The organism is Nocardia sp. NPDC005998 (assembly GCF_040614395.1).
Lineage (GTDB): Bacteria > Actinomycetota > Actinomycetes > Mycobacteriales > Mycobacteriaceae > Nocardia.
In genome coordinates this window covers 487,622-513,913 of record NZ_JBEXUI010000002.1, presented here as the reverse complement: position 1 = coordinate 513,913, position 26,292 = coordinate 487,622, and the positions used below count along the sequence as shown (strand labels likewise).

The following is a 26,292-nucleotide window of genomic DNA, read 5'->3' as shown; positions in this document are numbered from 1 at the left end:
CTATCGGAGCTCACCCCGCGTTGCGCCGCCCGCCACCGGTATGTCGCGGCGCAATAGGCGGCGCGCCCATTCCACTCATGCTGCCGGCGCGTCCGCCCGACGGGAATCGGAGAGCCGCACGAGGCATCCGTGCTCGGCACACGCCGGGCAGCCTTGCCGAATTCCCAGCGGCAGAGCCGAACCCGATCTCGCTCGGCTATCCGAACCAGTGGATTCTCGCGGTCGCCGCGAAACCCGCAGCGACAGTGAGCTTTCCATTCGGCTCGCGGCGGCAGGATGCGATGGCGATATGGCAGGGGCGCGGAATATCGGACGGAATTCGGACGCCGCCGTCGATTTCATAGCGCATATTCGTGACCTTCCAGGAGCGTGCCCGAGGGTCGTCCGGTGTGGTCGGTGGCTGGTCGGGACGCACTACGGCCATGACCTCGGTGACGCCGACGGGCCAGGTGAAGATCAACAGGCCCGCCCGTTCGGCGAGCCCGCTGACGGCGGGGATGCCGCTCGGCGCCGGGTCGTCCGGCGGCGATTGTTCTGGTCCGTCTTGCGGTTTCACGGCTGGGCCGGTATCGGATCGGGTGATCTCGGAGTATCGGCCCGCAATGGCGGCGGCCACCGCGTACACCGGTTGCCCAACAGCGGGCGCAGCACCGTCCTCGAGTTCGGTCGCCTGGGTGCGCCCGACGACCCGCCACGACCCGTCCGGCTGCAACCGGGTCACGCGGTAGGCGACATTATTCGTCGACGATGGCGACCACGCGACGAGTACCGATCCATTCGCCAGCCGGGTGGCCTCGACCCGCGGTGGCGCCTCGACCGGCGTTTCCGCGAGCGCGGCGACCGCACCGGCATGATCGGCGCACACCGCCACCGCCGCGAGCAGCCCGGGCATCCTGGCATCGGCCGGTCCGGCCTGTGCCGCGGCGACGAGCCGATCCGCTTCGGCGATGGCCTGCCCGGCTTCGGCGAGCAACTGGTCGATGCTCGGCACCTGGTTCGGCGGAAGCAGATCGGATGCGGTGCGCCGCAGCTGCTCCAGGTGCGCAAGCGCCTCGGCATACCGCCTGCCCGCGCAGGCGGTCGTCGCGCTGCGCCAGCGCCCCTCCGCCTCGGCCAATACCCGGTCCACCTCGTCGGATACCGAACGAATCGGGGTGCGGCCCGTCCCATCGGAGCCGACAAGTCCGCGTGCCTGCTCGACATGCCGCGCAGCCTCCCGCGGGCGACCACCGCGCAGCGCCGCCCGTGCGGCCTTCAGCGGTGCTTCCCAGAGTCGCAGCGGCGGTGGGGGCGGTATCGGCACTGCACCCGACGGGGACGCGGTCGGCACTGCCGGTGGCGAATTGTCTACTCGCGCACCGAGTTCAGTGGCGATATCGGTGAGAACCCGGGTCGCATCGGCCCGATCCAACCCCAACCGCATCGCCTCGTCGAGCAGATACCGGAAGTCATCGCCGACGAGTTCATCCTCCACGAGCACGGCCGCCCTGACCTTCGGCCGCAGTTCGTTGGCGACCTCCTCGGCCACCGCGCGAAGATACTCCCGCAGTGTCGCCGCACCTGACTCGAGCACATCGTGGATGTGAATGAGCAACTCGTCCAATATCACTCGGATGCGCCCCGGCGGCAGCTCACGCGACCGTGCCCGCAATGCCTCCGCGCGCAGCCGAATCTCCTGGGACTGACCGGCTTTCGATGGATCGACGCGCAGCAGGGCGAACAGCGTCGGCGTCGGTTCACCGTCGACCAGTCGTTCCCATTCACTGAGCAACTGTCGAATCTGTTGTCTGCGTTGCTCGGTGAGCACACCGACGGGCACGGGCTTGTCTTCGATGACCCGATGTCGGCGCAACCTGGTCGCGACCTCGGCGGCGCTGAGCCCGCCCATCGCGCCGATCTCCTCCAGTCCGGAAACCTTCCCGGCCGGTACCCCGCCGTGTCGCTGCACCAAGCGCGATATCGCCGCGTCGAGTATCTCGTAGCGATCCGCGTCCCGCTGGGCACGCACCTCTCGGACCCGCGCCGTCTGCACGCGACGCACCGCGGAGTCCAGCAGCAGGCGCGACAACGTTGAATGCGCGTCGACCAGCAATCCAACGAGCACCCGATACTTCGGATGATCGCGCTGCCGCTGCCAGAAGCCCCAGACCTCCTCGACCCGCGCGGCGACCTCGGCATCGCTCAGCGACTCCGCTTCCTCCAGTGGAATGTCGTAGAGCTCGAACGGATCCGACTCCTCGATCCCGCCGCGGCGCTCGACCTCGGCGAGCACTCGCTTGCGGTAGTCGTTCGGGCTGAACGGCTGCATGGCCGCGGCTCAGCTATCGCGACGGCGGGTGCGCTGGACCTGATCCAGTTCGCGTGCCACATCCGCTTGGGACAGGGTCGCGCCGGTCTGCGCGGTCAGCGTCAGCGGGATATCGGCGTCGACGTGATGGCAGGTGACGTGCAGGACGCCGTCGAACCCCATCTCGAAGGTCACCCGCACCTCGCTGCCCTCGGGATAGCCGGCGGGAATGCCGCGAATGCGGCCCTCCACCAGCACCTTCGTATCCTCTGGCCGCAGCGATGCCGCTTGGCCCTGCTGTTCGACGATGGTCAGCGCGATCTCGTCCTGGTCTGCGCGCACGGTGCCGAACGAACGGCGCACCTTCACCGGCAGGGTCGCGTTGCGCTGCACCAGCCAGGTCGCCGCCAGCCCGTACTGATAGTCGAGCGCGAGCACGCCGAAGCCCCGCGAAACGACGGTATCGACCTGGATCTCGAGCATCCGGCGCACCGTAGCGACCGGCTGGCCGAAGGATGCGGCGACGCGTGCGATCGACTGGTCCAGATCGGCGGGTGCAGCATCGTGGATATCCGCGCCGTCGCGCAGTCGGCCGCGCGTGGTGAGATCGGCGAGGATCAGGCGTTCCATCTCGAGCTTTTCGCCATAGAGCGCCGCACCGCGCGCCACCGAAAGGTCGGGGTCGCGCAGTTCGCCCGCGAGGCCGAGTTCCCTGTGCAGTTCGCGCGCCACCATCGGCATGCGTGACGAGCCGCCGACGAGCAGCAATCGATCGACGGATGCGACGCCGCGCTTACTCGCCGCGGCCAGGCAGGCGCGGGTGAGGTCGATGGTACGGCGCATCAGCGACGACGTCATCGCATCGACTTCATCGCGCGTCAATGGAATCACGGCTCGGGCGCCATCGTGCACGATGACCACATCGGTGCGGTCGGCGTCGGTCAGCTCGCGTTTGGCCCGCTCGGCGGCGAGCACCAGCATCTGCGAGCCCGCCGAATCGTCCAGTGGGTCTTCGGCATCCGGATTCGCTTCGCAGAACTTCTGCGACAGGTACAGCGCGATGCGCTCGTCCCAGTCCGCACCGCCGAGTTGGTGATCACCCTCGACCGCGAGCACCGAAATGCGACGGTCGGCCAACTCGATAACGGTGGCGTCGAATGTACCGCCGCCCAGGTCGTAGACCAGTACCGTCTCCCGCGCCCCCTGCTTGCCGACGTCGATATCGGATTCGCGGTACTCCCCGGGCCCTACGTCGGCCTGCCCGTCGCCCGCCACCCGCAACGGGCGGCCTGCGGCCGACTCTGCTCCCGCCTCCGGACCCGTCGCTCGCACCGCATGGCTACCGTCGAGTCTGCCGAAACCGTACGAGAGCGCGGCGGCGATCGGTTCGGACAGTACACCGGCGACATCGAAGCCCGCATAGGTGCCCGCCTGGATGGTCGCGCGCCGCTCCTCGTCACCGAAATAGGCGGGAACCGTGATGACCACACGTTTCACCGGCTCGCCGCCACCGAATTCCGCATCCGAGGCAAGGCTTTTCAAGATGAGCGCCGAAACCGCGGGTGCCGACCAGGTCTGCCCATGCGCGGCAAAACGCCAATCGGTATCGCCCATCCGCCGTTTCACCAGCGCGCACACATGCTCCGGATCGAGACGGGCCTGCCGGCGCGCACCCTCGCCGACCAGATGGTCGAATGCGGAGGCGAACAGGACAACCGACGGCACGGTCGCCTCACCGTTCAAACCGATCATTACTTCAGGTCGACCGTCGGCGTCGATCCGCGCGATTGCTGAGTTCGTTGTGCCCAGGTCGATCCCGTAGACCCCCATGAGACGCGATGGTAGCAGCCGAATCCGACACCCGACCATCGGTCGATCCGCGAATCCGGCTGACGCCCAATCCAATCGGCTCGAGCTCGGGTTATGGTGCGATCATGACCGAATCAGCGGCCCAGCGGACCGATGCTTCCGCGCAGTCCGAAGCACGCTCGGCCGAGCTGGTGCCCGACGGCGCGGCGCACACCATCGCGCACTTGGTCGAATCCCAAGCACGGCTCGGTGAACGAATCGAAGACCTGGGCCGCGTGATCGCCCGCCAAGCCGCGACCATCGAACGTCTCACCGATGCCGCAAGGGCGCGCGCCGAACAGGGCCGCGCCGGTGCCGATCTCCCCCTCATAGTCGAACTTTTCGCCCTGCACGGCGATGCCGCGGCCTGTGCGACGACGGCCGAATCGGTCCGTGAGCGAGACGCTTTCGCGGCCATCACCACCCGAATCGAACGACTCATCATCGGCCGGGGCGGCAGTCTGGTCACGCCCCGCGCGGACGACGCCTTCGACGCACTCACCATGGAGGCCGCGGACACCACGAAGACCGACGATCCGGAGTTGGACCGCACCGTGGATTCGGTCATCCGGACGGGTCTGATCGTCTCCGGTCGATCCGTCCGTCCAGCGGGTGTGGTGGTCCGCCGCTACCGGGCCCCGGCGTCCGCGCCCTAGGGCTCGAGCGTCTGTCGCCCGCTGGCTCCGGCGTCGAGCATCGGGTGGATATCGCAGGTACAGGTTTCAATGGTGGGACAGGTACACCGCAGGCCCCATTCGACGATCGCTCGGGCCTGGGTGAGCGCGGCGATGCGGGCATCGATATCGGCCAGTTTCGCCGCGGCCAATGCCCGCGTTGCCGGCCGGCCCGGTGTTTCATCGGCCAGCAGCACCTTGATCTCATCGAGGGTGAATCCGGATATCTTGCACAGATCGATCGCCTTGAGCCTGGTCAGCACCGATTCGTCGTACATGCGCCGACCGCCGAGCCGGGTCGGCGGCCGGAGCAGACCCAACTCTTCGTAGTAGCGCAGCGTGGTGGCCGCGGTACCGGAACGCCGAGCGATCTCACCGATGGGCAGCTGTGATCTCACGGTATCGATCCTGCGGCGAGTACGCACTTGACTTCAAGTCGACTCTAAGTCGTTGAATTCCGGCATGACAGCTCATACCTCCTCGTACCCCACATCGGCACTCGATTCGCTGACCGGCGCGCACTATGCGCTGTTGCGCAGCTACCGCCGCGACGGCACCGCGGTCGATACGCCGATCTGGTTTCGGATCGATGGCGACGCCCTGACCTTCCGAACCAAATTCGGTCCCAAGACTCGTCGATTGGCCGCCAGCCCACAGGTCGAACTGCGCCCCTGCGACTACCGCGGCCGGGTCGCCGACGGTGCCCGCGCGGTCACCGGGCGAGCCACGATTCTCGACGGCGAGACCGCTGAAGCCGCGAATCGTGCGCTGCACCAGCGGTACGGCTGGCAGTGGAATATCGTCCCACTCATCAAAGTGCCCGGTGTGGTCAATGTCCATCGCGAACTCGGCCTGCGGGAAAGGCTCCGCAGAGCCAGGTCGAAGACGCTGTGGCCGGACAGCGCCATGGTGCGGGTCGACCTGGACCGCATCCCGTAGCCGAACCGAGCGGCCACTGTTCGCTCCCCAACGACGCATTCGATCCCACGAACAATCCACGTTCGCAGTGGCGGCCAGCACCATCCCGGCGTCATCGAACCGACACGCGGCCGACCGCGTCAGATGACCTGACGCGGAATCTCGGTGCCCACCCTGGCCCAGCGACCGGATTCGGCGCGCCAGACGACCGCGATCAGACGCAGCACCATGAATGCGACCAACCCGGTCCAGATTCCGGCGATGCCCCAATCGAAGATCAGGGCAAGCCAGATGGCGGGCAGGAATCCGAACAGGGCGGCTCCGAGCGTGGTGTTGCGGAGATAGGCGGCGTCGCCCGCGCCGAGCAGGACGCCATCGAGGGCGAAGACAATGCCCGCGATCGGGATAATGGCGACGAAGAACCACCAGGCGATATGGGTGCGGTCCAGAACGGCGGGGTCGTCAGTGAACAGCTTCGGGATCACGCTGGCGCCCGCCGCGAAAACCGCCGCCAGCACCAGCGCGAATGCGCCCGACCAGCGGGTAATGCGCCGCGCCAGTCCGCGCGCGCCGGATGCGTCGCCCGCGCCGAGCGCCGCGCCGACCAGGGTTTGGGCGGCGATCGCGAGCGAATCCAGGGTCAGGGCAAGGAAATTCCAGAGCTGCAGGACCAGTTGATGCGCGGCCACCGATGCCGCACCGAATCGGGCGGCGACCGCCGCCGCGGAGACGAAGCTCGCCTGGAAGGCGAGGCTGCGGGCGATCAGGTCACGACCGAGCACGAGCTGAGCCTGCATCACCGACCAGTGCGGCGCCAGCGAAACAGGTTCGCGTACCAGCGCACTCAGGAACAACCCGGCCGTCACGGCCTGGCCGGCGACGTTCGCGACCGCCGAACCCGCCAACTCCAATCGCGGTGCACCCAGCAATCCGTGCACCAGCATCGGGCACAGCATCCCCGAAACCAGCAGTCCGGCAATAACGAACAGCAGCGGCCTGCGCGTCTCCTGCACCCCGCGCAGCCAGCCATTGCCCGCCATCGCAATCAAAATCAACGGCACACCGAACAACGCGATCCGCACCCAGACCAGCGCTGCCCCGGCGATATCCCCACCACCCGCGATCACATTCGTCAGTGGAACCGCAACCGCCTGTCCCACAACAAGAATCAGCGTCCCGGCGAAGATGGCGACCCAAGTCGCCTGTACCCCCTCCCCTATCGCACCGCGCTCATCACCGGCCCCATGCCGCCGTGCCGCCCGCGCCGTGGTCCCATACGACAGAAACGTCAGCTGCGAACTGACCTGCGCCAGAATCAATCCGCCAACCGCGAGACCAGCCAAGGCCAATGCCCCGAGCCGCCCCACCACCGCCAGGTCGAACAGCAGATAGATGGGTTCGGCCACCAGCACGCCCAAAGTCGGCAGCGCAAGCCCGATAATCCGTCGAGGGTCCACCCCACCAACCGAATTCGGCACATCCCCAGTGACCTCCGGGGCAGCCGCGGACTCCGGTATCCGATCCGCCACCGAATCGAGGCCATCCCCCGCTGCTCCGGGCGAGGAATCGGCTCGTATCTCACCCATCAATGCACCGTTCCGACCCCGCAAGATCCCAAGATCGCCATCCACTCCGAAGCGAGAACTCGGCGACCGTGCGCCCGGACAGCACCGATGTGTCGTGCCCCTGCTCGACCGGACAGTCGACGGCCGCCGTGCTCACCCGAGTTCGGCCAGTAGAGCCGCGACTACCGACTCCGATGTGCCGGTCGTGGTGTAGCCGGCGGCGAACCGATGCCCACCACCGCCCAAAGACGTTGCGACCGTGGCGACATCGACGCCGTCCTGCGCACCGGGCGCACTATCGCGCGAACGCAGCGAGACGGTCCACCGATCGGCGACGGTGCGAGATTGTTTGAACACCGCGGCGACCCCGGCTTCGGCAGTGGTGCGGACGATATCGACCACACTCTCCACCTCTTCCGAGCGCACCCCATCGACATCCTCGCGGCGTACAAAGGCATACACCAACCCGGTACCGCCACCCGCCTGCGGCTCCAACCGCGCCGTACCGAGCACCCGCGACAGCATCGGCAACCAGCCGAACGGATGCGTATCCATCAGTGACCGGGTGATTTCGGCGCCGTCGATGCCGGTGGCCAGCAACCGTTCGGCCAGCTGATGGGTGCCGGGCCGGACCCAGCGGAACGATCCGGTATCGGTGACCAGTCCGGCGTAAAGGCAATGTGCCACTTCGGAATCGATCGGCACCTGCCAGGCATCGAGCAGCCGGGCGATCAGACTCGTCGTCGACTCCGCGCCCGCGTCGATCACATTGATCGTCCCGAACCGGGTATTGGAGCGGTGATGATCGAGCACCAAAGTCGTTCGGGCTCCGGCCAATCGATCGGCGAGCGCGCCGAGCCGACCGGCACTACCGCAGTCCACGGTGACGAGCAGATCCACCTCCGCCGGTACGTCGCCGGGCGGCACCAGGTGCCGCACACCGGGCAATGTCCGCATCGTGGCGGGCAGCTCGGCGGGTTCGGCGAACGACACCCAGACCGGAATGCCCCGACGGTGCAGCACCAATGCCAAGGCCAGCCCGCTGCCGATGGTGTCGGCATCGGGCTGCACATGACACAGGATGGTGACCGAACGGGCCGCGTTCAGTGCGGCAACGGCCGGTCCGAGCTGGACCGCCGCATCGAGATCGACCCCCCTGGTACCCGGGTCGGCAGGCATCGTCGTCATCGCCTACCGCACGTCACTCGTCGGATTCGCGTTCGACCTTGTACGGGTCGGCGGCACCGGCATGGGTGGCGGTGGCCGCCACCTTCGCGACCGCGTCATCGGCGGCCCGCGCCCTGGCCAGCAGCTCCTCCATATCCCGCGCGGCGTCGGGCACCTTGTCGAGCACGAACGCCAACGTCGGGGTGAATTTCACACCGGTGCCAGCACCCACCTTGGAGCGCAGCACACCCTTCGCCTTCTCCAGGCCCGCGGCCGCAGCCGCGTAATCCGGTTCCACGTCGAGGGTTTCGCCCATTACCGTGTAGTACACCGTCGCCTCGCGCAGATCGCCGGTGACCTTCGCATCGGTCACGGTCACGAAATTCAGACGCGGATCCTTCACCTCGTATTCGATCGCGGTCGCCACGATCGCGGAAATCCGCTTGGCGAGTCGGCGTGCCCTGGCTTGATCCACCATGGCTGAACCCTCCTCACTACTAACTCGTCAGTCCTCGGGTCCGAAGATCCTGCGGCGCACTGCCAGCAACTCTAACTCCGGACGTGCCGCGACGTGTCGTTCACATTTGTCGAGCACCTCGGTCAGATGGTCCATACCGGAACTGACCATGGCAACCCCCAGCAATGAGCGACGATGGCGGTCTTGTTCCCCACCCTCAGCGGCACTCACACCGAAGCGCTGCAATTCGGCCAGCACGGGCCGGATCACCGAACGCTTCTGTTTCAGCGAGTGCACATCTCCGAGCAGGATGTCGAACTCCAGTGCACCCAGGTACACCCAAGCCTCCTGTATCGGTACCTACGAAATGATCGTCTCGGTGGTCCGGCACGGCATCGATACCGTGCCGGACCACCGGCACACGATCAGTCGCGCGGCTTCTCGCGCAGTTCGTAGGCCTCGATCACATCGCCTTCCTTGATGTCGTTGTAGGTCAACGTCATACCGCATTCGAAGCCCTCGCGGACCTCGGTGACGTCATCCTTTTCCCGCCTCAAGGTGGAGATCGTGACCGTCTCGGCGACCACCACGTTGTCACGGAGCAAGCGCGCCTTGGCATTGCGCTTGACCGAACCCGAGGTGACCATGCAGCCAGCGATATTGCCGACCTTCGACGAACGGAAGATCGCGCGGATCTCCGCCCGGCCCAGCTCGACCTCTTCGTAGATCGGCTTGAGCATGCCCTTGAGGGCCTTCTCGATCTCGTCGATGGCCTGGTAGATCACCGAGTAGTACCGAATGTCCACGCCTTCGCGGTTGGCCAGCTCGGTCGCCTTGCCCTCGGCCCGGACATTGAACCCGATGATGATCGCGTTCGATGCCGACGCCAGGTTGACGTTGGTCTCGGTGACGCCACCGACACCGCGGTCGATGACCCTCAGGCGCACCTCGTCGTCGATCTGGATGCCGAGCAGCGCCTCCTCGAGGGCCTCGACGGTACCGGAGTTATCGCCCTTGAGGATCAGGTTGAGCTCCGAAGTCTCCTTCAGCGCGGCATCCAGATCTTCCAGGCTGATCCGCTTGCGGCTGCGCGCGGCCAGTGCGTTGCGCTTGCGCGCATTGCGGCGGTCGGCGATCTGGCGAGCGATCCGGTCCTCGTCGACGACGAGCAGGTTGTCACCGGCGCCGGGCACCGACGTGAAGCCGATGACCTGAACCGGCCGCGACGGCAGCGCTGCGGCGACATCGTCGCCGTGCTCGTCGACCATGCGGCGGACGCGACCGTAAGCGTCGCCCGCCACAATCGAGTCGCCGACGCGCAGCGTGCCGCGCTGGATAAGTACGGTCGCCACCGGGCCACGGCCACGGTCGAGGTGCGCCTCGATGGCGACACCCTGGGCGTCCATATCCGGGTTGGCCCGCAGATCCAGCGCCGCGTCCGCGGTCAGCAGCACCGCCTCGAGCAGCTGCTCGATATTGGTGCCCTGCTTGGCGGAGATGTCGACGAACATGGTGTCGCCACCGTATTCCTCGGCAACCAGGTTGTATTCGGTCAGCTGCTGCCGGATCTTGTCCGGGTTCGCGCCTTCCTTGTCGATCTTGTTGACCGCCACCACGATCGGCACATCGGCCGCCTGCGCGTGGTTGATCGCCTCCACCGTCTGCGGCATGACGCCGTCGTCGGCGGCGACCACCAGGATCGCGATATCGGTGGCCTTCGCACCACGGGCACGCATGGCGGTGAACGCCTCGTGACCCGGGGTGTCGATGAAGGTGATGAGCCGGTCGCTGTCGCCGAGGTGGGTGAGCACCTGGTAGGCACCGATGTGCTGGGTGATGCCACCGGCCTCGCCCTCACGGACGTTGGCCTTGCGGATCGTGTCGAGCAGTCGGGTCTTACCGTGGTCGACGTGACCCATGACGGTCACCACCGGCGGACGCTGTTCGAGGTCTTCCTCGCCGCCCTCGTCCTCACCGTAGGTCAGATCGAACGATTCCAGCAGCTCGCGGTCCTCATCCTCGGGGCTGACCACGTGCACGACGTAGTTCATCTCGCTGCCGAGCAGCTCGAGGGTCTCGTCGTTCACCGACTGGGTCGCGGTGACCATCTCACCGAGGTTGAACAGGGCCTGCACCAAGGCAGCCGGGTTCGCATCGATCTTCTCCGCGAAATCCGAGAGCGACGCGCCACGGGCGAGACGGATGATCTCGCCGTTGCCGCGTGGCAGGCGAACGCCGCCGACCGCGGGCGCTTGCATGCTTTCGTACTCGGCGCGCTTCGCCCGCTTCGACTTGCGGCCACGACGAGGCGCGCCACCGGGACGGCCGAACGCACCGGCCGCACCGCCACGGCCACCGGGACCACCCGGACGACCGCCACCACCGCCACCGGGACGACCACGGAAACCACCGGCCGCCGGAGCACCCGCACCGGCACCGGGGGCACCCGTGCCGCCGCCGCCCTGGCCACCGCGGTAGCCACCGCCACCGCCGCCGCCACCACCGGGACGACCGCCGCCACCACCCGGACCGCCACCGGGACGACCCGGACGGCCCGCACCTGCGCCGCCGCCCGGACCCGGACGGGCCGAACGTGCGGGCATGGCACCGGGATTCGGGCGCGGCGGCATCGAGCCGGGGCTCGGCCGCGGACCACCGGGACGCGGACCACCTTGGCCGGGACCCGGACGCCGCTCGCCCTGGGCGCCACCCGGACGGGGACCGGGACCGCCCTGGGCCGGACCCGGACGCGGCCCCTGGCCGGGACCGGGACGCGGGCCCTGGCCGGGACCCGGACGGGGTCCACCCTGACCGGGGGCCGGCCGCGGCGCGGGACGCTCACGATCGGGCGCGGAGGAGAAGGGATTGTTGCCGACGCGCGGGGCCTTCGGACCCGGCTTCGGTCCGGCCGCGGCCGGACCACCAGGACGCGGACCACCCTGCGCGGGTGCACCCGGACGCTGCTGACCGGGACGTGCGCCACCCGGCGTCGGGCGGGGTCCGCCCTGAGCCGGAGCGCTCGGCGACGGAGCGGCCTTCGCGGCCGGAGCCGCCGGCGTCTCCTGGACCGGGGTGGTGTCCCGCGGGGCGGGCTTGGCCGCCGGACCGGGACGCACGGCCGGGCCGGGCCGGACCGCATCGGACGGACGGGCAGCCGGAGCCGCCGTCTCACGGGCGGCCGGAGCCGCCGGGGTCGCCGCCTGCGTAGGCGCAGGGGTACGTGGACCGGGACGCGGACCGCCTGCGGCGGGCTTCGCGGCCGGAGTGCTCGACGGTGCGGAACCGGAGCGCGCCCCGGACTTCGCAGCGCCGTTCGCCGGGGCGGACTTGCCTGCCACCGACTCGCGCAGCCGACGTGCGACGGGTGCTTCCACCGTCGAGGACGCCGACTTCACGAACTCGCCCTGCTCCTTGAGCCTTGCGAGTAGTTCTTTGCTCGTGACACCGAGTTCTTTGGCCAACTCGTGCACGCGGGCCTTGCCTGCCACTGCTCTCCTCACTGAGAGGTCGAGCAGTGCCTCCGCCTAGGGATGGCGGGCCCGCACGACCTCGGGTTATCTCCGATGGACGTTCATCGTTGGTGCTTCACGGTGTGCTCATGAGTGCTCGTGCCTGTTCTCGAGGTACTTCTCCAGGGCTGAGATATCCAGATTTCCGGACACTCGTAGTGCTCTGCCGAATGCTCGGCGTCGTTCTGCGGTGCGCAAACAAACCGAAACGGGGTGCAGCCAGGCACCCCGTCCGGGAAGTCTGCGCTGCGGATCGGGAACTATCGCAACAACCTCGGAACCGTCACCGGTCTCACAGTCCTGCGCCACGATCCGCAACAGATCGACGGCCAGCTCGCGCTTTCGGCATCCGATACACGTCCGCACCGGAGCTGCTCGACGTCGGTGCGCCGGGACTTGCTCGGTGGTGCGTTCGAACATTGGAACCGAAGGCTCGCGCTGAACCTGACACCACTCTACCGCTGTCCCGCTCGGAACACCGAACCCCGTCCCTTTCGAAGTTACGAACATGTCATCCGATGGGCCCGATTGGCGGGAATCGGTCAACTGCGATGCGCCTCCGTCCGCACGCTGCCGCTGCCCGTATCCGGTGCGGCATCGCTGCGGATATCGATCCGCCAGCCGGTCAGGCGAGCCGCCAACCTGGCGTTCTGCCCTTCCTTGCCGATGGCGAGCGAGAGCTGGAAGTCGGGCACGACCACCCGGGCCGCACGCGCCTCCGGATCGACGATGGTGACCGAGACCACTTTCGAGGGCGAAAGCGCATTGCCGACGAAGGTCGCCGGATCATCGGCGTAATCGATGATGTCGATCTTCTCCCCGGCCAGTTCGCTCATCACATTGCGCACGCGCTGCCCCATCGGGCCGATACAGGCACCCTTGGCGTTGACACCGGGCACGGTGGTGCGCACGGCGATCTTGGAGCGGTGCCCGGCCTCGCGGGCGACGGCGACGATCTCCACCGAGCCGTCGGCGATCTCGGGCACCTCGAGTGCGAACAGGCGGCGCACCAGATTCGGGTGGGTGCGCGAGAGGGTGATCTGCGGACCGCGCGGACCACGGGATACGCCGACGACGTAGCACTTGATCCGGTCGCCGTGCTCGTAGCTCTCCCCCGGCACCTGCTCGGCGGGCGGGATCAGCCCCTCGGTGCCGTGCAGTTCGCTGCCGATGCGCACCACCACGGTGCCGCGGGCATTGGCGCGGGCATCGCGCTGCACCACACCGCCGACGATGTCGCCCTCGTGAGTGGAGAACTCGCCGAAGGACTTCTCGTTCTCGGCATCACGCAGCCGCTGCAGCACCACCTGGCGCGCGGTGGTCGCCGCGATTCGACCGAAACCCTCTGGGGTGTCGTCCCATTCGGAGATCACATTGCCGTCGATGTCGAGTTCGCGGGCCATCACCCGGACCACGCCGGTCTTCTGATTGATATCGATGCGCGCGTTGGGCTGGTGGCCCTCGGTGTGGCGGTAGGCCGTGAGCAGTGCCGACTCGATCGCGGAGATCACGGTCTCGATCGAGATCCCTTTATCGGCGACAATCGCGCGCAGGGCTTCGATTTCGATGTTCATTCCACGATCCCTTCGGTCGGCGCATCGGACGCGTCTAATGATTCGGTTGGTGCATCGGTTGTTCCATCGGCGGCGAGGTCCACCGCTTCCTCTTGTCCCGGCCGCGGACGGCCGGGCGCGACTCCGCCCGCGAGTTCCAGTTCGCGCGCGCCGGGTGGGTTGAACTCCACCTGGACGACGGCCTCGGCGATATCGGCCACCGGAACGTGCACCCGGTGCGGCTTGTTCTTGCCGCCGAGCACCAACGCCACTGTGTCGTCGGTGAGAATGCCGACCCTCGCCTCGAACTTGTCCGATGACTTGGGATCCGGTGACGGCGCGCCAGCGCGGAGTTTGATCCGCACCTTGCGGCCCTGCGCGCGGCGCCAGTGCCGGTCGGCGGTGAGCGGACGGTCGATGCCCGGGCTGGTCACCTCGAGCAGGTAGGGGGTTTCGCCGAAATCGCCCGCCTCGTCGAGGACCTCGGACAGCTCGGCGCTCAGTTTCGCGATCGAGTCGAGATCGGAGGCCGCGTCGCTGTCCACGATCACCTGTACCCGAACCCGCGCATCCACATGTGTGCCCGTCGTCGAGATCTCGACACCCTCGAGGTCGAATCCTCGGCGCTCGACGAGTCCAGCAACAAGCTGGCTCACCCTTTCCTCGGTCGGCATGGGCATGTGGGGCGGCTCCTGGTTCAGTTGTCAGACGGCTGATCTGTCCAGCGAACTGTGGGCAGTCGCTGGCGGAAAAATTTCTCTACCGAAGATCTAGCGTAACGCGCTCCGAGAGTGTAATGGACCAGCGGCCTCGAGCAAGTTTCCTGGCCACACGCCTGCGACACGGCGCGGCGGGTGCCGCGCCGACCGGACGGTAGGCGTGCGGCCGACCGCGCGGTAGATGCGCAGCCGGCGATGCGGTGGCCGCTTGGTCGGTGGCGCCTCGTGAATCTGGCACGATGGTGCCGTGCCCATCCGCCTCCCCGCCCCGCCGCGCGCCGGGTGCACTTCCGGCATCCCCGAAGACCGGGACCGAGTCCAGCACAGCGACGCTGGCGCCGGTCGCCCGAACATCGTCGACCGCCGGACCGCGCTGCGGCTGGCAGGCGGCGGTGCGGTGGGCGCGCTAGCCGTCGGCGCGGTGGCCGGGTGTACGGACAAGAAGGTGTACGAACCCGATCCACTTGCCGCACAAGAGGTTCTGGCCCGTGCCGACGCCGCGGCCGCGACCGCGGCGATCGCCGTGACGCCACAGCGGCACGCCGCGCTGACCGCGATCGCCAGCGAACGCACCGAACACGCCGACGCGCTGCGCGCCGAAATCAACCGCGTCATCGGCGTTTACGGCGATGGGACCACCCCGGCGCACCGCACCCGCCAACCCGCCCCATCCGCCGCCGTCCCTGCGGCGTCCGGTACCGAAACAACGCCCACCCAGCCGGCGAGCATCGACGAGCTGCGCACGCGCCTCACCAAATCGCAGCAGTCCGCAGGCGATCTCGCCCGCACCCAATCCGGTTACCGCGCAGGGCTATTGGCCTCCATCAGTGCGGCATGCGCGGCCCAGGCGGGGGTCTTGCTCGCGTGAATCGTGCCGAAGACCAAGCCTTGTCCGAAGCCGGGAACGCGCCCCCGACCGACATCGCCCACCGAGCTGCTGCCCGCGTTGCGCACGGCTCACCTCCTCAGGCAGAGATGAGCAGATGACCGAAGCCGAACGCCACGCCTTGCTCGACGCATTGCGCGCCGAATACTCGGCGGTATACGCCTATGGGGTGATCGCGGCCTATGCCGCCGCCGAGCGAACCCGGTTGGTCGCCCAGGACACCGCCGCCCATCGCGCCCGCCGCGACACCGCCATCGATGCGCTGCAGTTGGCCGGAGTAGCGGCACCGCCGCCCGACGCGGCCTATGCCACACCGTTCCCGGTGAACGACCCGATCCCAGCCGCGAATCTGGCCGTCACGGTGGAAACCGACACCGCCGTCGCCTGGCGCTCGGTCGTCGAAAACGGCACCTCGGACCCCATCCGCCGGATGGCCGTCGACGCCCTCACCGAATGCGCCGTCCGCCTGGCCACCTGGCAGTCAATCCTCGGCACCAACCCGCCCACCACCGCCTTCCCAGGCAAGGCCTGACACGCTCTCCCAGCGCCACGCACCAATTCGCCAGACGCGGCAGGCCGAAGCAGACTCGACAACCACATCCGACGCGGTAGGCCGCGCCGGGCACGTTGTACCGAGCCAGGCGCGGCCTACCGCAGTTGGGCGGGGAATGTGGGGTTATGGGCGCATTTCGTAGGTGCCGTCGTAGGCGGCGACCTGGGTCCAGATGCGGTCGAAGCGGGGGCGGTCGGTTACCGGGGGACGCAGGGAGGAGGCGGCCCAGGCCTGTTGGTCGGGGGTGGCGGAAGGCTTGCCGTAGAGGGTGGTGGCGTAGCCGTTGAAGTCGCGGATCTGGAAGTCGAAGATCTGGTCGAGCATGTCGCGGTCCAGGCCGGTGATCGCGGCCTGCTCCAGGATCAGCTGGCCGTAGACCACCAGGGAGAACAGGTGGCCGATGGTCAGCATGAAGTCCAGGTCCTGCTGCTGGCCGGCATCGGGTGCGGCCGTGGTCAGCAGGGTGCGTAGGGCCTGGGCCTGCTCGTAGAAGCGGGCGACGTTCGGTACATCGGTGTGCTTGTCGTAAACCGTGGTCCAGTCGGCGAACTGCACCTTGCCTGCGCCGCGAGCCGGGCCCTGCCGGAAGAAGAACTCGTCGTCTGCCGCGTCGTGCCGGGTGCCGATCTCCGGGTAGTCCTTCGGGTTGAACAAGTAGTTCGGCATGAACTTCAGGATCTGGCCGACATTGACGTGCACCGTGCCCTCCAGCCGGGGCAGCGTGCCGATATAGCGGGCGACCTGGGCGAAGTAGGTGTTCTTCTCGAATCCCTTGGCGGCCAGCACATCCAGCAGCAGCGTCATGACGGTCTCGCCCTCGGAGGTCACCTTGGACTTCGTCATCGGGTTGAACAGCAGATAGCGCCGGTCCTCGAGGCTGGCGCTGCGGAAGTAGTCGACGGCGCGGTCGCTGAACAGCTTCATCGCGACGATGCGCGCGTAGGCATCCACGAAATTCGTTCGCACATGCGGGAATTCGGTGACGGCCTGGCCGTAGAGAATGCGGTTGTTGGAGTGCGTGATGGCCTCGTAGAACGAGTGCTCGACCATGCCGATGCTGCCGTGGCACAGGTTGAACTTGCCGACGTTCACGGTGTTCAGCGCGGCGGAGAAGGCCTCGGGACCGGTGGACAGGATATCGGCGGCGGTCACCGGGTAGTCGTGCAGCGCGAAGGTGCTCACATACAACTGGCCGTGGATGACATTGTCGATGAGTTCATAGCTGTCCTGGCGACTGTCGGCGGCGAACCAGATATAGCCGTCCGCGCCGTCGATATCGGCGCGACGGGAGAACACCGACACCATCGATGCGACATTGCCATTGCCGATGTAGTACTTGACGCCGTTGGCGCGGAAGAGAATTCCGGCTTCGGCGTCCGCGCTGCCCGGTTCGGTCGGCGTCAGGATCAGATCGGTGTTGTAGATGTCGGCACCGTGGTCACGCTCGGACAGGCCGAACGCCATCACCTGACCGTCGACGAGATCGGCGGCGGCGCGCTTCTTAGCGGCCTCGTTATCGCTCTGCCAGATCGGGCCGAGGCCAAGGATGGTGACCTGTTCGGCGTACCAGTACGCCAACCCGTAGAACCCGAAGATCTCCGACAGCGCTGCATTGCGCGCACCGTCCCAGCGCCGGTTCTCATCGCCGTCGGCGTAGGCGGCGGGCGTCAGGAAGGTCGCGAACAGCTTCTCCTTCTTGACGAACTCGAGGAAATCCGACACCCACACCGCATCGGCATCATCGGCCAGCAACTGCCGCTTACCCCGCGATTCGAACCACTCGATGGTCGCCTTCAACAGCCGCCGCGTCTCGGCGTCGAACTGCTTCGGGTCATAGGTGGCGGGGTTGAACAACAACGCGTCGGTACTCGTCATGGGTGTTAACTTACCAGCGGGTAACAGCAGCCTGGAGTGGGTCCGGCAATACCGCTGGCCACGAATCGTGCCTACGGAACCGTAGGTCAGGGCGGATATGAGAAGCCCGGACGACCCCGGCTGCTGTCATCATCAGCATTGCCGCAGTCGCCCGGGCTTCGCTATCGGTCGCCGAAGGCGGACCTATCGTTCGCCGCGTACCTGCGCGAGCACCGATTCGACCACCGCATCGGCGGGGACCTCAATGGACTCTCCGGTGAAGCGATCGCGAATCTCGACCTTGCCCTCGGCCCAGCCGCGACCGACGACCACGATCAGCGGAACACCGATCAGCTCGGAATCCTTGAACTTCACACCGGGCGAGGCCTTGCGGTCGTCGAGCACGACCTCGAGTCCGGCCGCATCCAACAGCGCCGCGACCTGTTCGCCACCCTCGCGCGAAGAGTCGTCCTTATTGGCGATGACCGCGTGCACGTCGAACGGCGCGACCTCGCGCGGCCAGCGCAGGCCCTTCTCATCGTGCTGCTGTTCGGCGATGACCGCGACCATGCGCGAGACCCCGACGCCGTAGGAGCCCATGGTGAGCCGCACCGGCTTGCCGTTCTCGCCGAGCACGTCCACCTCGAACGCGTCGGTGTACTTGTTGCCGAGCTGGAAGATGTGGCCGATCTCGATGCCGCGCGCCGATACCAGGACGCCACGGCCGTCAGGCGAGGGATCGCCATCGCGCACCTCGGCGGCCTCGATGGTGCCGTCGGGGGTGAAGTCGCGGCCAGCGACCAAGCCGACGACATGTTTGCCGGGCTCGTCGGCGCCGGTGATCCAGCTGGTGCCGGTGCCGATGCGCGGATCGACCAGGTAGCGAACACCATTGGCCTGCAGCGCCTTCGGGCCGATATAGCCCTTCACCAGGAACGGGTTGGCGGCGAAATCGGCCTCGGTGAGCAGTTCCACCTCGGCGGGTTCGACCGAAGCGCCGAGGCGCTTGTCGTCGATCTCGCGGTCGCCGGGAACGCCGATGCCGAGCAGTTCGGTCTTACCGTCCGGATGGCGCAGCTTCACCATGATGTTCTTCAAGGTGTCGGCGGCGGTGATCGGACGGTCTGCGATGCCCGTGCCATTGGCCCAATCCACCAAGGTCGCGATGGTCGGGGTGTTCGGGGTGTCGTGTACGACCGCGGCGGGCAGACCCTCGATCGGCCTCGATTCGGCAGCGGGCGTGACCACCGCTTCCACATTCGCCGCGTATCCGGACTCCCGGCACACCACGTAGGTGTCCTCGCCGACCGGACTGTCGGCGAGGAATTCCTCCGACGCACTGCCGCCCATCGCGCCCGAGGTGGCCGCGACAATGACGTACTTGACCTCGAGCCGGTTGAAAATGCGCTGGTAGGCCTCGCGGTGTGCGCTGTAGCTGGCCTTGAGCCCGTCCTCGTCCAGGTCGAAGGAGTAGGAGTCCTTCATGATGAATTCGCGCCCGCGCAGGATGCCAGCGCGGGGACGCTCCTCATCGCGGTACTTCGTCTGGATCTGGTACAGCGTGACCGGGAGATCCTTGTACGAGCTGTATTCACCCTTCACGGTGAGCGCGAACAGCTCCTCGTGGGTGGGACCGAGCAGATAGTCGGCGCCCTTGCGGTCCTGCAGCCGGAACAGGCCGTCGCCGTATTCGGTCCACCGGTTGGTGGTCTCGTACGGATCGCGCGGCAGCAGAGCGGGCAGCGAGATCTCCTGTGCGCCGATGGCGTTCATCTCCTCCCGCACGACCTGCTCGACCCGCCGCAGCACCCGCAGGCCCAGCGGTAGCCACGAGTACACGCCCGGGGCGATGCGCCGCACATATCCGGCACGGACGAGGAGTTTGTGACTGGGCACCTCGGCGTCGGCGGGATCGTCGCGCAGGGTACGCAGGAACAGGTGGGAGAGGCGGGTGATCACGGACGACAGGGTAGTCGCTGGCCGAGCGATGTCTGCAAGGCATCGGCCCATTTCGGCGTGAGCGGGGTCCGTCGTTGCGCAGGCAACCGGCTCCGAGCCCTGACCGCTCACGGCTCCGCCGCGCCGACACCCGACTCCGCCGCACACCGACGCGCGCTGTACACGTGGCACACTCGCCGACACTCACTCACGGCACTGCCTCGCCAACACCCGACCCGCCGCACACCGACGCACGCACATGGCACGCTCGCCAGCACTCACTCACGGCTCCGCCTCGCCAAACACCCGACCCCGCCGCACACCGACGCACGCACATGGCACGCTCGCCAGCACTCACTCACGGCACTGCCTCGCCGACACCCGACCCCGCCGCACACCGACACGCACTGAGTTCATGGCTCGCTCGCTGGCACTCGCCTGCGCGCCGGTACCGTATCCGGTCGTGCTGGTCCTGCTACCCCCTTCCGAAACCAAGTCCGACGGTGGAACCGGCGGACCGCTAGAGCTGGAGTCGCTGGCGATGCCCCAGCTCACAGTGGTGCGCGATCGGCTCATCGACGAGGTCGTCAAGCTGGCCGCCGACCCGGACGCCGCGCGTGCGGTACTCGGCCTCGGCAAGGGGGCCGATACCGAAATCGCTCGCAATGCGGCGTTGCGCAGCTCCGCGACCCGGCCCGCACTGGAGCGCTACACCGGCGTCCTCTATGACGCTCTCGATGCCCGCTCCTTCACCAAGGTGCAACGCGCCAAGGCCTATGCGCGCCTCGGTATCGGCTCGGCACTGTTCGGCGCTGTGCGCGCGGACGACCTCATCCCCGCCTACCGCCTCTCCGGCGGTGCCAAACTCCCCGGCCTGTCGACCCTTTCCGCCATCTGGCGCGATGTCCTACCCGACGCCTTGCACGCCGAGGCCGCGGGCGAACTCGTCATCGACCTGCGTTCGGGCACCTACCAGCAGCTCGGCCGCGTCCCCGACGCCATCACCGCCAACGTCCTCACCGAACACCCCGACGGCTCGCGAACCGTGGTCAGCCACTTCAACAAACACCACAAGGGCCTGCTCGCCCGCGCCCTCGCCCTCACCCGCGCCGACCCCACCGACATCCGCGCTGTCGCCCGCATTGCCACCAAATCCGGCCTGCGCACCGAAATAGCCTCCCCCACCGAACTCCTCATCATCACCACCTAGAAGCTTTCGGCGGAGAGCCAGGAACCGGTTCGGCGGATGCGGCCGGCCAGGTCGGCGGCTCGGGTCAGGCGCGTCAGCCAAGGTTCCGAATTATCGAGGTCGCGCCAGCACCAGCGGACCACTATCCACCCGAGGGCGCGCAGCGCGTCGTCGCGGACCTTCTCGGCTACCGATTCCGCTGATGGGTGAATGTTGTTGCGGCGCTGGCCCATTTCATCGAATTCGCCGACGACACCGAGTGTTGGGAACAGGAAGTCGACTCTGGCCACGGCGGTTCCCCGCACATCCAGGATCGTGGGCTGCAGTTCCGGCATCGGGAGACCGCAGGTGTGCAGCGCAACCCGACTGCGGGATTCGCCCGGACTCTCGGCCCGCCCGTCCAGGAATTCGATGACTCGACGGGCCGCCGGACAGCCGGGACGTCCGGCGGACCGCATCAGTTGCTCAGCGAGTTCGGCACGGGATGTTCGGCCGAGACGCAGTGCAGCATCACCTATTACTACTGCCTGTTCGAAAGGCACGGTGCGGGCCAGATCGATGATCGTGCGCGCCACCGTCGTCACCCGCAGGTCACCGATCCGCACGATCTCGTCCGGTTCCGTCGACGCGGCATGCACCACGACTCGGGGACCGATCCGCGCCCCGGTCCTTCGGTTGCGGGTCAGGTGAACTCGCGTCAGCGGGACGAACCACACCGGTAGCCCATGGGCGACCGCCGCGGAGACATGGCTGATAACCGCGGCGGAACTCGCGCCCGCGGCGACCGCGCCGATCAGCACCGAATGCCGTTGTGCGGCATTGAGTTCGCCGACATCACCGGTATTGACATAGTGCCCGCGACAAATCCGGTGCCAGGATCGTCCGCGCAGTTCACGACCGGCGACGCCGGCCTGAAGCGCGGCCTGCCGGGAGATCGTTTTCGGTAAGTCCACACCACGATGCTCCCGAACGGACCATGCCGCCAAAAGCCCCAATCCGCGAAATGTGGACAACTCGCGGGCTGTGGATAAATCCGCTCGCTAGCGCTGGGCGAGGGCGGTGCGGGCCGGGGCTGCACAGCGCCCGCGGTAATCGTGGTAACCCGCCCGGCAATGGTGGACGGGCTGTGTCTTTCGGCACCGTCGCCACCATTGCGGCGATCGGACGGATCACCACGCACACTCGGTCCCGGCATCGGGCAGGGCCACCGCCTGGGCGCGCAGTCTGGCCAATCGCCACAGCAGTGTCCGCCGAGGGCAGGGTAGACCGGCGAGATGTTCCATAGTGGGGATGAGAAGGTGACGTGCCTCGGAGCGCTGGAGCTCGCAGTACAGCTCCTCGACGGCGCCACCGTCGCCCGTTTCGCGGAACACCGCCGCCAGATCGAATCCCTTCTCCCTGGCGAAGCGGTATAACCGCTGCTCGCACCGGTCGACTCCGTCGGCGACCAAGGCCGTGCGAATAAGTGCGTACATCAACGGACGCACAGTTGTGGGCATCTCGACCACCCCTTCGATCAAATATCTTCTGCCGCAGCGGTATCGGGCACGCGCACGACGGGTAACTCGCCGATGGCATATCGCTGACGCAGCGTCGCCTTGTCGTACTTGCCGACGGAAGTCTTCGGAATCTCTGCCAACACCGTCCACCGTTCGGGCAGTTGCCATTTCGGTACCCGGGCAGCCAGGAAGATACGGAGGTCACGCACCGAATACTCATCCGAATCGCGGATCACCACACATGCCAGCGGCCGTTCGCCCCAGCGCTCATCGGCCACTCCGATCACCGCGGCCTCACGGACCCCCGGATGCTCCATCAGCGTGTTCTCGAGCGACACGGACGAAATCCATTCCCCGCCGGACTTGATCACGTCCTTGATGCGGTCGGTGATCGTCAGGTACCCGTCGGCGGTGATGACGCCGATATCGGCGGTGCGCAGCCAGCCCTCGTCGAATCCGCCGTGACCGCCGGGGCGATAGTAGGCGCCGGTGATCCACGGCCCGCGCACCTGCACCTCGCCCTCGTTACGCCCATCGTGCGGCAGCACCGAACCGTCGGGCCCGACGAGTCGCGCCTCGACCTGTGCTGGGAATCGGCCCTGGCTGTACCGGTGTGGACTGTCGTCGGGCGCGCCGACCGGCGGGCGGGCGATCGCGCCGAGCGGCGAAGTCTCGGTCATGCCCCATGCCTGAATCAGATTCACGTTGTGCCGCTTGCGATACGCGTCTATCAGGGCGGGCGGACAGGTCGACCCACCGACCAAACCCTCACGCAGCGACGAGATGTCGACCTCGGGGTGGGCATCGAGGTGGTCGAGCAGCGACTGCCAGACGGTCGGAACCGCGGCTGCCTTCGTGGGTTCGGTCCGAGTGATGAAGGCAGCCAACGGTTCCGGTGCCAGGAACCGGTCCGGCATAGCCAGTGACGCGCCGGTCAGCATCGCCGCGTACGGCAGCCCCCAGGCCAGCACGTGGAACTGCGGCACGATCGCGAGTACCCGATCGGCTTGCGCCAACCCGAATGCGTCCGGTAGCGCCAGTGCCATCGCATGCAAATAGATCGAACGATGACTATAGACAACACCTTTCGGCGCGCCGGTGGTGCCGGAGGTGTAGCAGATGGCGGCCGCGTCGTCCTCGTCGATGTCCGGCCACGGATACTCGGCGGACCGTGCGGCCAGCAAGGCGTCGTAGTCGTGCACCATGACATTCGCGTCACTCAGCATCGACAGATCGGCTGCGCCGCTGACTACGATGTGCTCGACCCGCGGCAGCAGCGGCACCAGCGGCGCGAACTTCGGCAGCAGCGACGCGTCGACGATCACCACCCGGTCCCATGCATGATCGGCGGTGTACACGATCTGGTCGGTACCGAGCCGGATATTCAGCGGATGCAGTACCGCGCCCATGCCCGGCACCGCAAGGTAGGCCTCGGTGTGCTCCTGGTTGTTCCACATGAATGTCGCTACCCGGTCACAGTCGCGCACGCCGAGCGAGCGCAGCGCCCAGGCCAGCCGCGCGGCATTGCCGCCCAACTCCCGGTAGGTGGCCGAGCGCATGCCGCCGGACGTCGCGGTGAGCAGTTCACGCTCACCGTGCACGGAACTCGCGTACTCCAGCAGTCGCCGAATCTGAAGCGGCACTGCCTGCATCGTGCTATGCATGGGCAATCTCTCACGGTCACAGTGGATTTCGAGGACGCCGCCCCGCGCGGTCCACAGTGACCGAGGGGTAACGCGGAGCGACTGAAACCGAGTGTGCCCGCGTTCGCATGCCTCGGATAGCTACCACCGGCGATATGAATTCGGAGGTCTCCGAATGGAGATGGCTGTTGCGCACCGGCTGCGCGACGATGACAATTGTGTTTCCACGGGCTTGGATCGTCGCGATCGGCGCGTGGTCGGAGGTGAGAACGTTCGTGCAATACAAGACGTCGGTGCCTGATCTGCTCGTCGCGCTGGATCGGGATTACACCGATGTCCTCACCCTGCTGGACCAGGACTCCGCGTTGCGCCGGATGGTGGGCTCGGTACCCGAATTCACCGGTGTCGATCTCGCCTGGGTGGGCCAACCCGAGCACGAGGACCGCATCGTGTTACGTGACGCGGTCAATAACGCCACCGATGTCATCAACGGTTTGGTCGTGCCCGCCGGAATCGGCGTCGGCGGCCGGGTACTGCTGAGTCGCCGACCGCATTGGGAGAGTGACTATCTCGGCACCTCCGGGGTCGGCGACCGCTTCCGCGCCGAAGCCGAGGCCGAACAGGTGCGATCCATGATCGCCGTGCCGATTCAGCACCACGATCGGCTGCTCGGCGTGCTCTATGGCGCCACCCGCCAGCGCTCGGAATTCGGCGACCGCACCACCGCCACCCTGGAGCAGCTGGCCAGCCGGACCGCGACGGCACAGATCGTCGCCGAGCGGGCCCGCCACAGCGCCGAGGTCGCCATGCACGAGGAGCGCCGTCGGGTCGCCCTCGAACTGCACGACAGTGTCGGCGCGATGCTTTTCACCCTGGGGGCGGGCATCCGCCGACTAGGAGCGGAACCGGATCTGGATCGCGAAATCCGTTGCCGGTTGAGCATTCTCGAACAGCAGGCCGCCGAAGCCGCTGCGGCACTGCGTGGTTCGCTGCGTGCATTGAGCGCACCGCCGGAACAAGTTGCCCTTGGCGTGGCGCTGCGCGCGCACTGCCGGGCGTTCCAGCAGCGCACCCAGATAGAGGCACGCATGATCACCCTCACCGAGTTGCCCGCGCTCTCCGCGGCGGCGATCACCGCGCTCACCGACAGTGCCCGGGAGGCCCTGCTGAACGTCGAGAAGCACGCCGATGCCCACTCGGTCGTAGTCAGTGTTTTCGCGGTGCGCGACGGCGTCGTGGTGGCGGTCTCCGACGATGGCGACGGCCCACCCGACGCGCCACTCGCCGATACCGGACTCGGGCTGGCCTCGATCACCGAGCGGCTGGGCCGAATCGGCGGCACCCTCAGCATGATTCGCGATGACGACAACGGATTCACCCTGCAAGCTTGGGTTCCCGCATGACCGACGAGGTGATCCAGGTACTCGTCGCCGATGACCATCCGGTGGTGGCCGACGGTGTCACCCTCGCGGTCCAGTCGACGTCCTGGCTGCGAGTGGTCGGATTCGCCCGTACCGGACGCGAAGCCATCGATGCGGTACGGCGATTGCGCCCGCACGTGGTCCTGCTCGATCTGCGCCTGCCCGATATGCTCGGCCCCGAGGTCGTGCGCGCCCTGCTGTGCCTGGCGCAGCCACCCAAGATCATTCTGTTCACCGCCTACCCAGACCATGCCGCCGTGGCCGCCGCGCTCGCCGCAGGCGCGCACGGCGCGATGATCAAGGATGTGGACCGCGCCGATCTCGTGGATGTGATCGCGCGCGTGGTCGCTGGCGAGCAAGTCATGCATCAGGACCTGGGCACCGACGCCCGGATTCTGGTGAACCGCAAGTTGCGCGAACACGGCTTGACCCGGCGCGAATACGAGATCCTGCGCCGGGTCGCGATGGGTGAAACCAATCCCGAGATCGCCGAGGTACTCGGCCTCACCCGCAATACCGTGAAGACGTATCTGCAGCGGACCCTGGAGAAGTTGGGCGCACACAACCGGGTCGAGGCCCTGGCGCGCGCCAATCAACTCGGAATCCTCTAGT

Annotated in this window: 23 protein-coding genes; 7 read left to right on the top strand and 16 right to left on the bottom strand. The window is 67.3% G+C overall.

Features of this window, described 5'->3' with window-relative positions; genetic code table 11:
* Positions 1–196: 196 nt before the first annotated feature.
* Both ABZ293_RS05930 and ABZ293_RS05925 read right to left on the bottom strand, forming a co-directional pair.
* The gene (locus ABZ293_RS05930) at positions 197–2,308 is read right to left on the bottom strand and encodes an Ig-like domain repeat protein (protein ID WP_355177666.1); all 2,112 of its coding nucleotides are present in this window, start codon (positions 2,306–2,308) and stop codon (positions 197–199) included.
* A gap of 9 nt (positions 2,309–2,317) precedes the next feature.
* A complete protein-coding gene (locus ABZ293_RS05925; RefSeq protein ID WP_355177664.1) occupies positions 2,318–4,117 on the bottom strand; it encodes an Hsp70 family protein in 1,800 nt (599 codons plus the stop codon).
* Between the two features lie 104 nt (positions 4,118–4,221).
* On the opposite strand from ABZ293_RS05925, the gene ABZ293_RS05920 reads away from it, so the two are divergent.
* Entirely contained in the window at positions 4,222–4,791 is a 570-nt protein-coding gene (locus ABZ293_RS05920) for a nucleotide exchange factor GrpE (RefSeq protein ID WP_355177662.1), read from the top strand.
* Here ABZ293_RS05920 and ABZ293_RS05915 read toward each other — a convergent pair.
* Positions 4,788–5,207, bottom strand: coding sequence for a MerR family transcriptional regulator (locus tag ABZ293_RS05915; protein WP_355177660.1), 420 nt, complete (start codon positions 5,205–5,207; stop codon positions 4,788–4,790). The two genes, ABZ293_RS05920 and ABZ293_RS05915, sit on opposite strands and share 4 nt — an antisense overlap.
* A 64-nt stretch (positions 5,208–5,271) precedes the next feature.
* On the opposite strand from ABZ293_RS05915, the gene ABZ293_RS05910 reads away from it, so the two are divergent.
* A complete protein-coding gene (locus tag ABZ293_RS05910; RefSeq protein ID WP_355177658.1) occupies positions 5,272–5,748 on the top strand; it encodes a PPOX class F420-dependent oxidoreductase in 477 nt (158 codons plus the stop codon).
* Between the two features lie 119 nt (positions 5,749–5,867).
* On the opposite strand, the gene ABZ293_RS05905 is transcribed toward ABZ293_RS05910, so the two are convergent.
* The 8 genes from ABZ293_RS05905 to rimP form a co-directional block, all read right to left on the bottom strand.
* Positions 5,868–7,313, bottom strand: a complete 1,446-nt coding sequence (locus ABZ293_RS05905) for an MATE family efflux transporter (protein WP_355177656.1) — start codon at positions 7,311–7,313, stop codon at positions 5,868–5,870.
* Between the two features lie 132 nt (positions 7,314–7,445).
* Positions 7,446–8,471: a bifunctional oligoribonuclease/PAP phosphatase NrnA gene (locus ABZ293_RS05900; RefSeq protein ID WP_355177885.1), complete on the bottom strand. Its 1,026-nt coding sequence runs from the start codon at positions 8,469–8,471 to the stop codon at positions 7,446–7,448.
* Positions 8,472–8,493: 22 nt separating this feature from the next.
* Positions 8,494–8,937, bottom strand: coding sequence for a 30S ribosome-binding factor RbfA (gene rbfA / locus ABZ293_RS05895; protein ID WP_354957838.1), 444 nt, complete (start codon positions 8,935–8,937; stop codon positions 8,494–8,496).
* A 27-nt stretch (positions 8,938–8,964) separates the two neighbouring features.
* Positions 8,965–9,255, bottom strand: a complete 291-nt coding sequence (locus ABZ293_RS05890) for a DUF503 domain-containing protein (RefSeq protein WP_040693064.1) — start codon at positions 9,253–9,255, stop codon at positions 8,965–8,967.
* Positions 9,256–9,341: 86 nt separating this feature from the next.
* On the bottom strand, positions 9,342–12,404 hold the full coding sequence (gene infB / locus ABZ293_RS05885) for a translation initiation factor IF-2 (protein WP_355177654.1): 3,063 nt from the start codon (positions 12,402–12,404) through the stop codon (positions 9,342–9,344).
* Between the two features lie 108 nt (positions 12,405–12,512).
* Complete coding sequence (locus ABZ293_RS05880; protein ID WP_355177652.1) at positions 12,513–12,845, bottom strand: YlxR family protein; 333 nt, start codon at positions 12,843–12,845, stop codon at positions 12,513–12,515.
* A gap of 122 nt (positions 12,846–12,967) precedes the next feature.
* Positions 12,968–13,999, bottom strand: a complete 1,032-nt coding sequence (nusA, locus tag ABZ293_RS05875) for a transcription termination factor NusA (RefSeq protein WP_355177651.1) — start codon at positions 13,997–13,999, stop codon at positions 12,968–12,970.
* Complete coding sequence (gene rimP, locus ABZ293_RS05870) at positions 13,996–14,658, bottom strand: ribosome maturation factor RimP (RefSeq protein ID WP_355177649.1); 663 nt, start codon at positions 14,656–14,658, stop codon at positions 13,996–13,998. The genes nusA and rimP overlap by 4 nt, the downstream gene beginning before the upstream one ends.
* A gap of 286 nt (positions 14,659–14,944) precedes the next feature.
* On the opposite strand from rimP, the gene ABZ293_RS05865 reads away from it, so the two are divergent.
* Complete coding sequence (locus ABZ293_RS05865) at positions 14,945–15,565, top strand: hypothetical protein (RefSeq protein ID WP_355177647.1); 621 nt, start codon at positions 14,945–14,947, stop codon at positions 15,563–15,565.
* Positions 15,566–15,680: 115 nt separating this feature from the next.
* Complete coding sequence (locus tag ABZ293_RS05860) at positions 15,681–16,115, top strand: ferritin-like domain-containing protein (RefSeq protein WP_355177645.1); 435 nt, start codon at positions 15,681–15,683, stop codon at positions 16,113–16,115.
* A gap of 144 nt (positions 16,116–16,259) precedes the next feature.
* Here ABZ293_RS05860 and ABZ293_RS05855 read toward each other — a convergent pair whose 3' ends face one another.
* Both ABZ293_RS05855 and ABZ293_RS05850 read right to left on the bottom strand, forming a co-directional pair.
* On the bottom strand, positions 16,260–18,011 hold the full coding sequence (locus ABZ293_RS05855; RefSeq protein ID WP_355177643.1) for an acyl-CoA dehydrogenase family protein: 1,752 nt from the start codon (positions 18,009–18,011) through the stop codon (positions 16,260–16,262).
* 183 nt (positions 18,012–18,194) lie between these two features.
* The gene (locus ABZ293_RS05850) at positions 18,195–19,949 is read right to left on the bottom strand and encodes a proline--tRNA ligase (RefSeq protein ID WP_355177641.1); all 1,755 of its coding nucleotides are present in this window, start codon (positions 19,947–19,949) and stop codon (positions 18,195–18,197) included.
* A 442-nt stretch (positions 19,950–20,391) separates the two neighbouring features.
* On the opposite strand from ABZ293_RS05850, the gene yaaA reads away from it, so the two are divergent.
* Positions 20,392–21,138, top strand: a complete 747-nt coding sequence (gene yaaA / locus ABZ293_RS05845) for a peroxide stress protein YaaA (RefSeq protein ID WP_355177883.1) — start codon at positions 20,392–20,394, stop codon at positions 21,136–21,138.
* Here the strand turns inward: yaaA and ABZ293_RS05840 are convergent.
* From ABZ293_RS05840 to ABZ293_RS05830, 3 genes are all read right to left on the bottom strand, one after another.
* A complete protein-coding gene (locus ABZ293_RS05840; RefSeq protein WP_355177639.1) occupies positions 21,135–22,070 on the bottom strand; it encodes a hypothetical protein in 936 nt (311 codons plus the stop codon). The two genes, yaaA and ABZ293_RS05840, sit on opposite strands and share 4 nt — an antisense overlap.
* Positions 22,071–22,286: 216 nt before the next feature.
* On the bottom strand, positions 22,287–22,616 hold the full coding sequence (locus ABZ293_RS05835; protein WP_355177637.1) for a hypothetical protein: 330 nt from the start codon (positions 22,614–22,616) through the stop codon (positions 22,287–22,289).
* A 17-nt stretch (positions 22,617–22,633) separates the two neighbouring features.
* Positions 22,634–24,280 (bottom strand): long-chain fatty acid--CoA ligase, encoded by a 1,647-nt coding sequence (locus ABZ293_RS05830; RefSeq protein ID WP_355177635.1) that lies wholly within the window; start codon positions 24,278–24,280, stop codon positions 22,634–22,636.
* Positions 24,281–24,534: 254 nt separating this feature from the next.
* Between ABZ293_RS05830 and ABZ293_RS05825 the strand changes: the two genes are divergently transcribed.
* Positions 24,535–25,662: a GAF domain-containing protein gene (locus tag ABZ293_RS05825; protein WP_355177633.1), complete on the top strand. Its 1,128-nt coding sequence runs from the start codon at positions 24,535–24,537 to the stop codon at positions 25,660–25,662.
* Positions 25,659–26,291: a response regulator transcription factor gene (locus ABZ293_RS05820; protein WP_355177631.1), complete on the top strand. Its 633-nt coding sequence runs from the start codon at positions 25,659–25,661 to the stop codon at positions 26,289–26,291. Before ABZ293_RS05825 ends, ABZ293_RS05820 begins: the two co-directional genes overlap by 4 nt.
* Position 26,292 lies beyond the last annotated feature (1 nt).

Coding starts and splice junctions, on each gene's coding strand:
- ABZ293_RS05835 (WP_355177637.1), bottom strand. CDS start 22,616: ATGCCCACAACTGTGCGTCCGTTGATGTACGCACTTATTCGCACGGCC.
- ABZ293_RS05830 (WP_355177635.1), bottom strand. CDS start 24,280: ATGCATAGCACGATGCAGGCAGTGCCGCTTCAGATTCGGCGACTGCTG.
- rbfA (WP_354957838.1), bottom strand. CDS start 8,937: ATGGTGGATCAAGCCAGGGCACGCCGACTCGCCAAGCGGATTTCCGCG.
- ABZ293_RS05930 (WP_355177666.1), bottom strand. CDS start 2,308: ATGCAGCCGTTCAGCCCGAACGACTACCGCAAGCGAGTGCTCGCCGAG.
- ABZ293_RS05860 (WP_355177645.1), top strand. CDS start 15,681: ATGACCGAAGCCGAACGCCACGCCTTGCTCGACGCATTGCGCGCCGAA.
- ABZ293_RS05910 (WP_355177658.1), top strand. CDS start 5,272: ATGACAGCTCATACCTCCTCGTACCCCACATCGGCACTCGATTCGCTG.
- ABZ293_RS05905 (WP_355177656.1), bottom strand. CDS start 7,313: ATGGGTGAGATACGAGCCGATTCCTCGCCCGGAGCAGCGGGGGATGGC.
- ABZ293_RS05925 (WP_355177664.1), bottom strand. CDS start 4,117: ATGGGGGTCTACGGGATCGACCTGGGCACAACGAACTCAGCAATCGCG.
- ABZ293_RS05855 (WP_355177643.1), bottom strand. CDS start 18,011: ATGACGAGTACCGACGCGTTGTTGTTCAACCCCGCCACCTATGACCCG.
- ABZ293_RS05820 (WP_355177631.1), top strand. CDS start 25,659: ATGACCGACGAGGTGATCCAGGTACTCGTCGCCGATGACCATCCGGTG.
- ABZ293_RS05880 (WP_355177652.1), bottom strand. CDS start 12,845: ATGTTCGAACGCACCACCGAGCAAGTCCCGGCGCACCGACGTCGAGCA.
- nusA (WP_355177651.1), bottom strand. CDS start 13,999: ATGAACATCGAAATCGAAGCCCTGCGCGCGATTGTCGCCGATAAAGGG.
- ABZ293_RS05900 (WP_355177885.1), bottom strand. CDS start 8,471: ATGCCTGCCGACCCGGGTACCAGGGGGGTCGATCTCGATGCGGCGGTC.
- ABZ293_RS05920 (WP_355177662.1), top strand. CDS start 4,222: ATGACCGAATCAGCGGCCCAGCGGACCGATGCTTCCGCGCAGTCCGAA.
- rimP (WP_355177649.1), bottom strand. CDS start 14,658: ATGCCCATGCCGACCGAGGAAAGGGTGAGCCAGCTTGTTGCTGGACTC.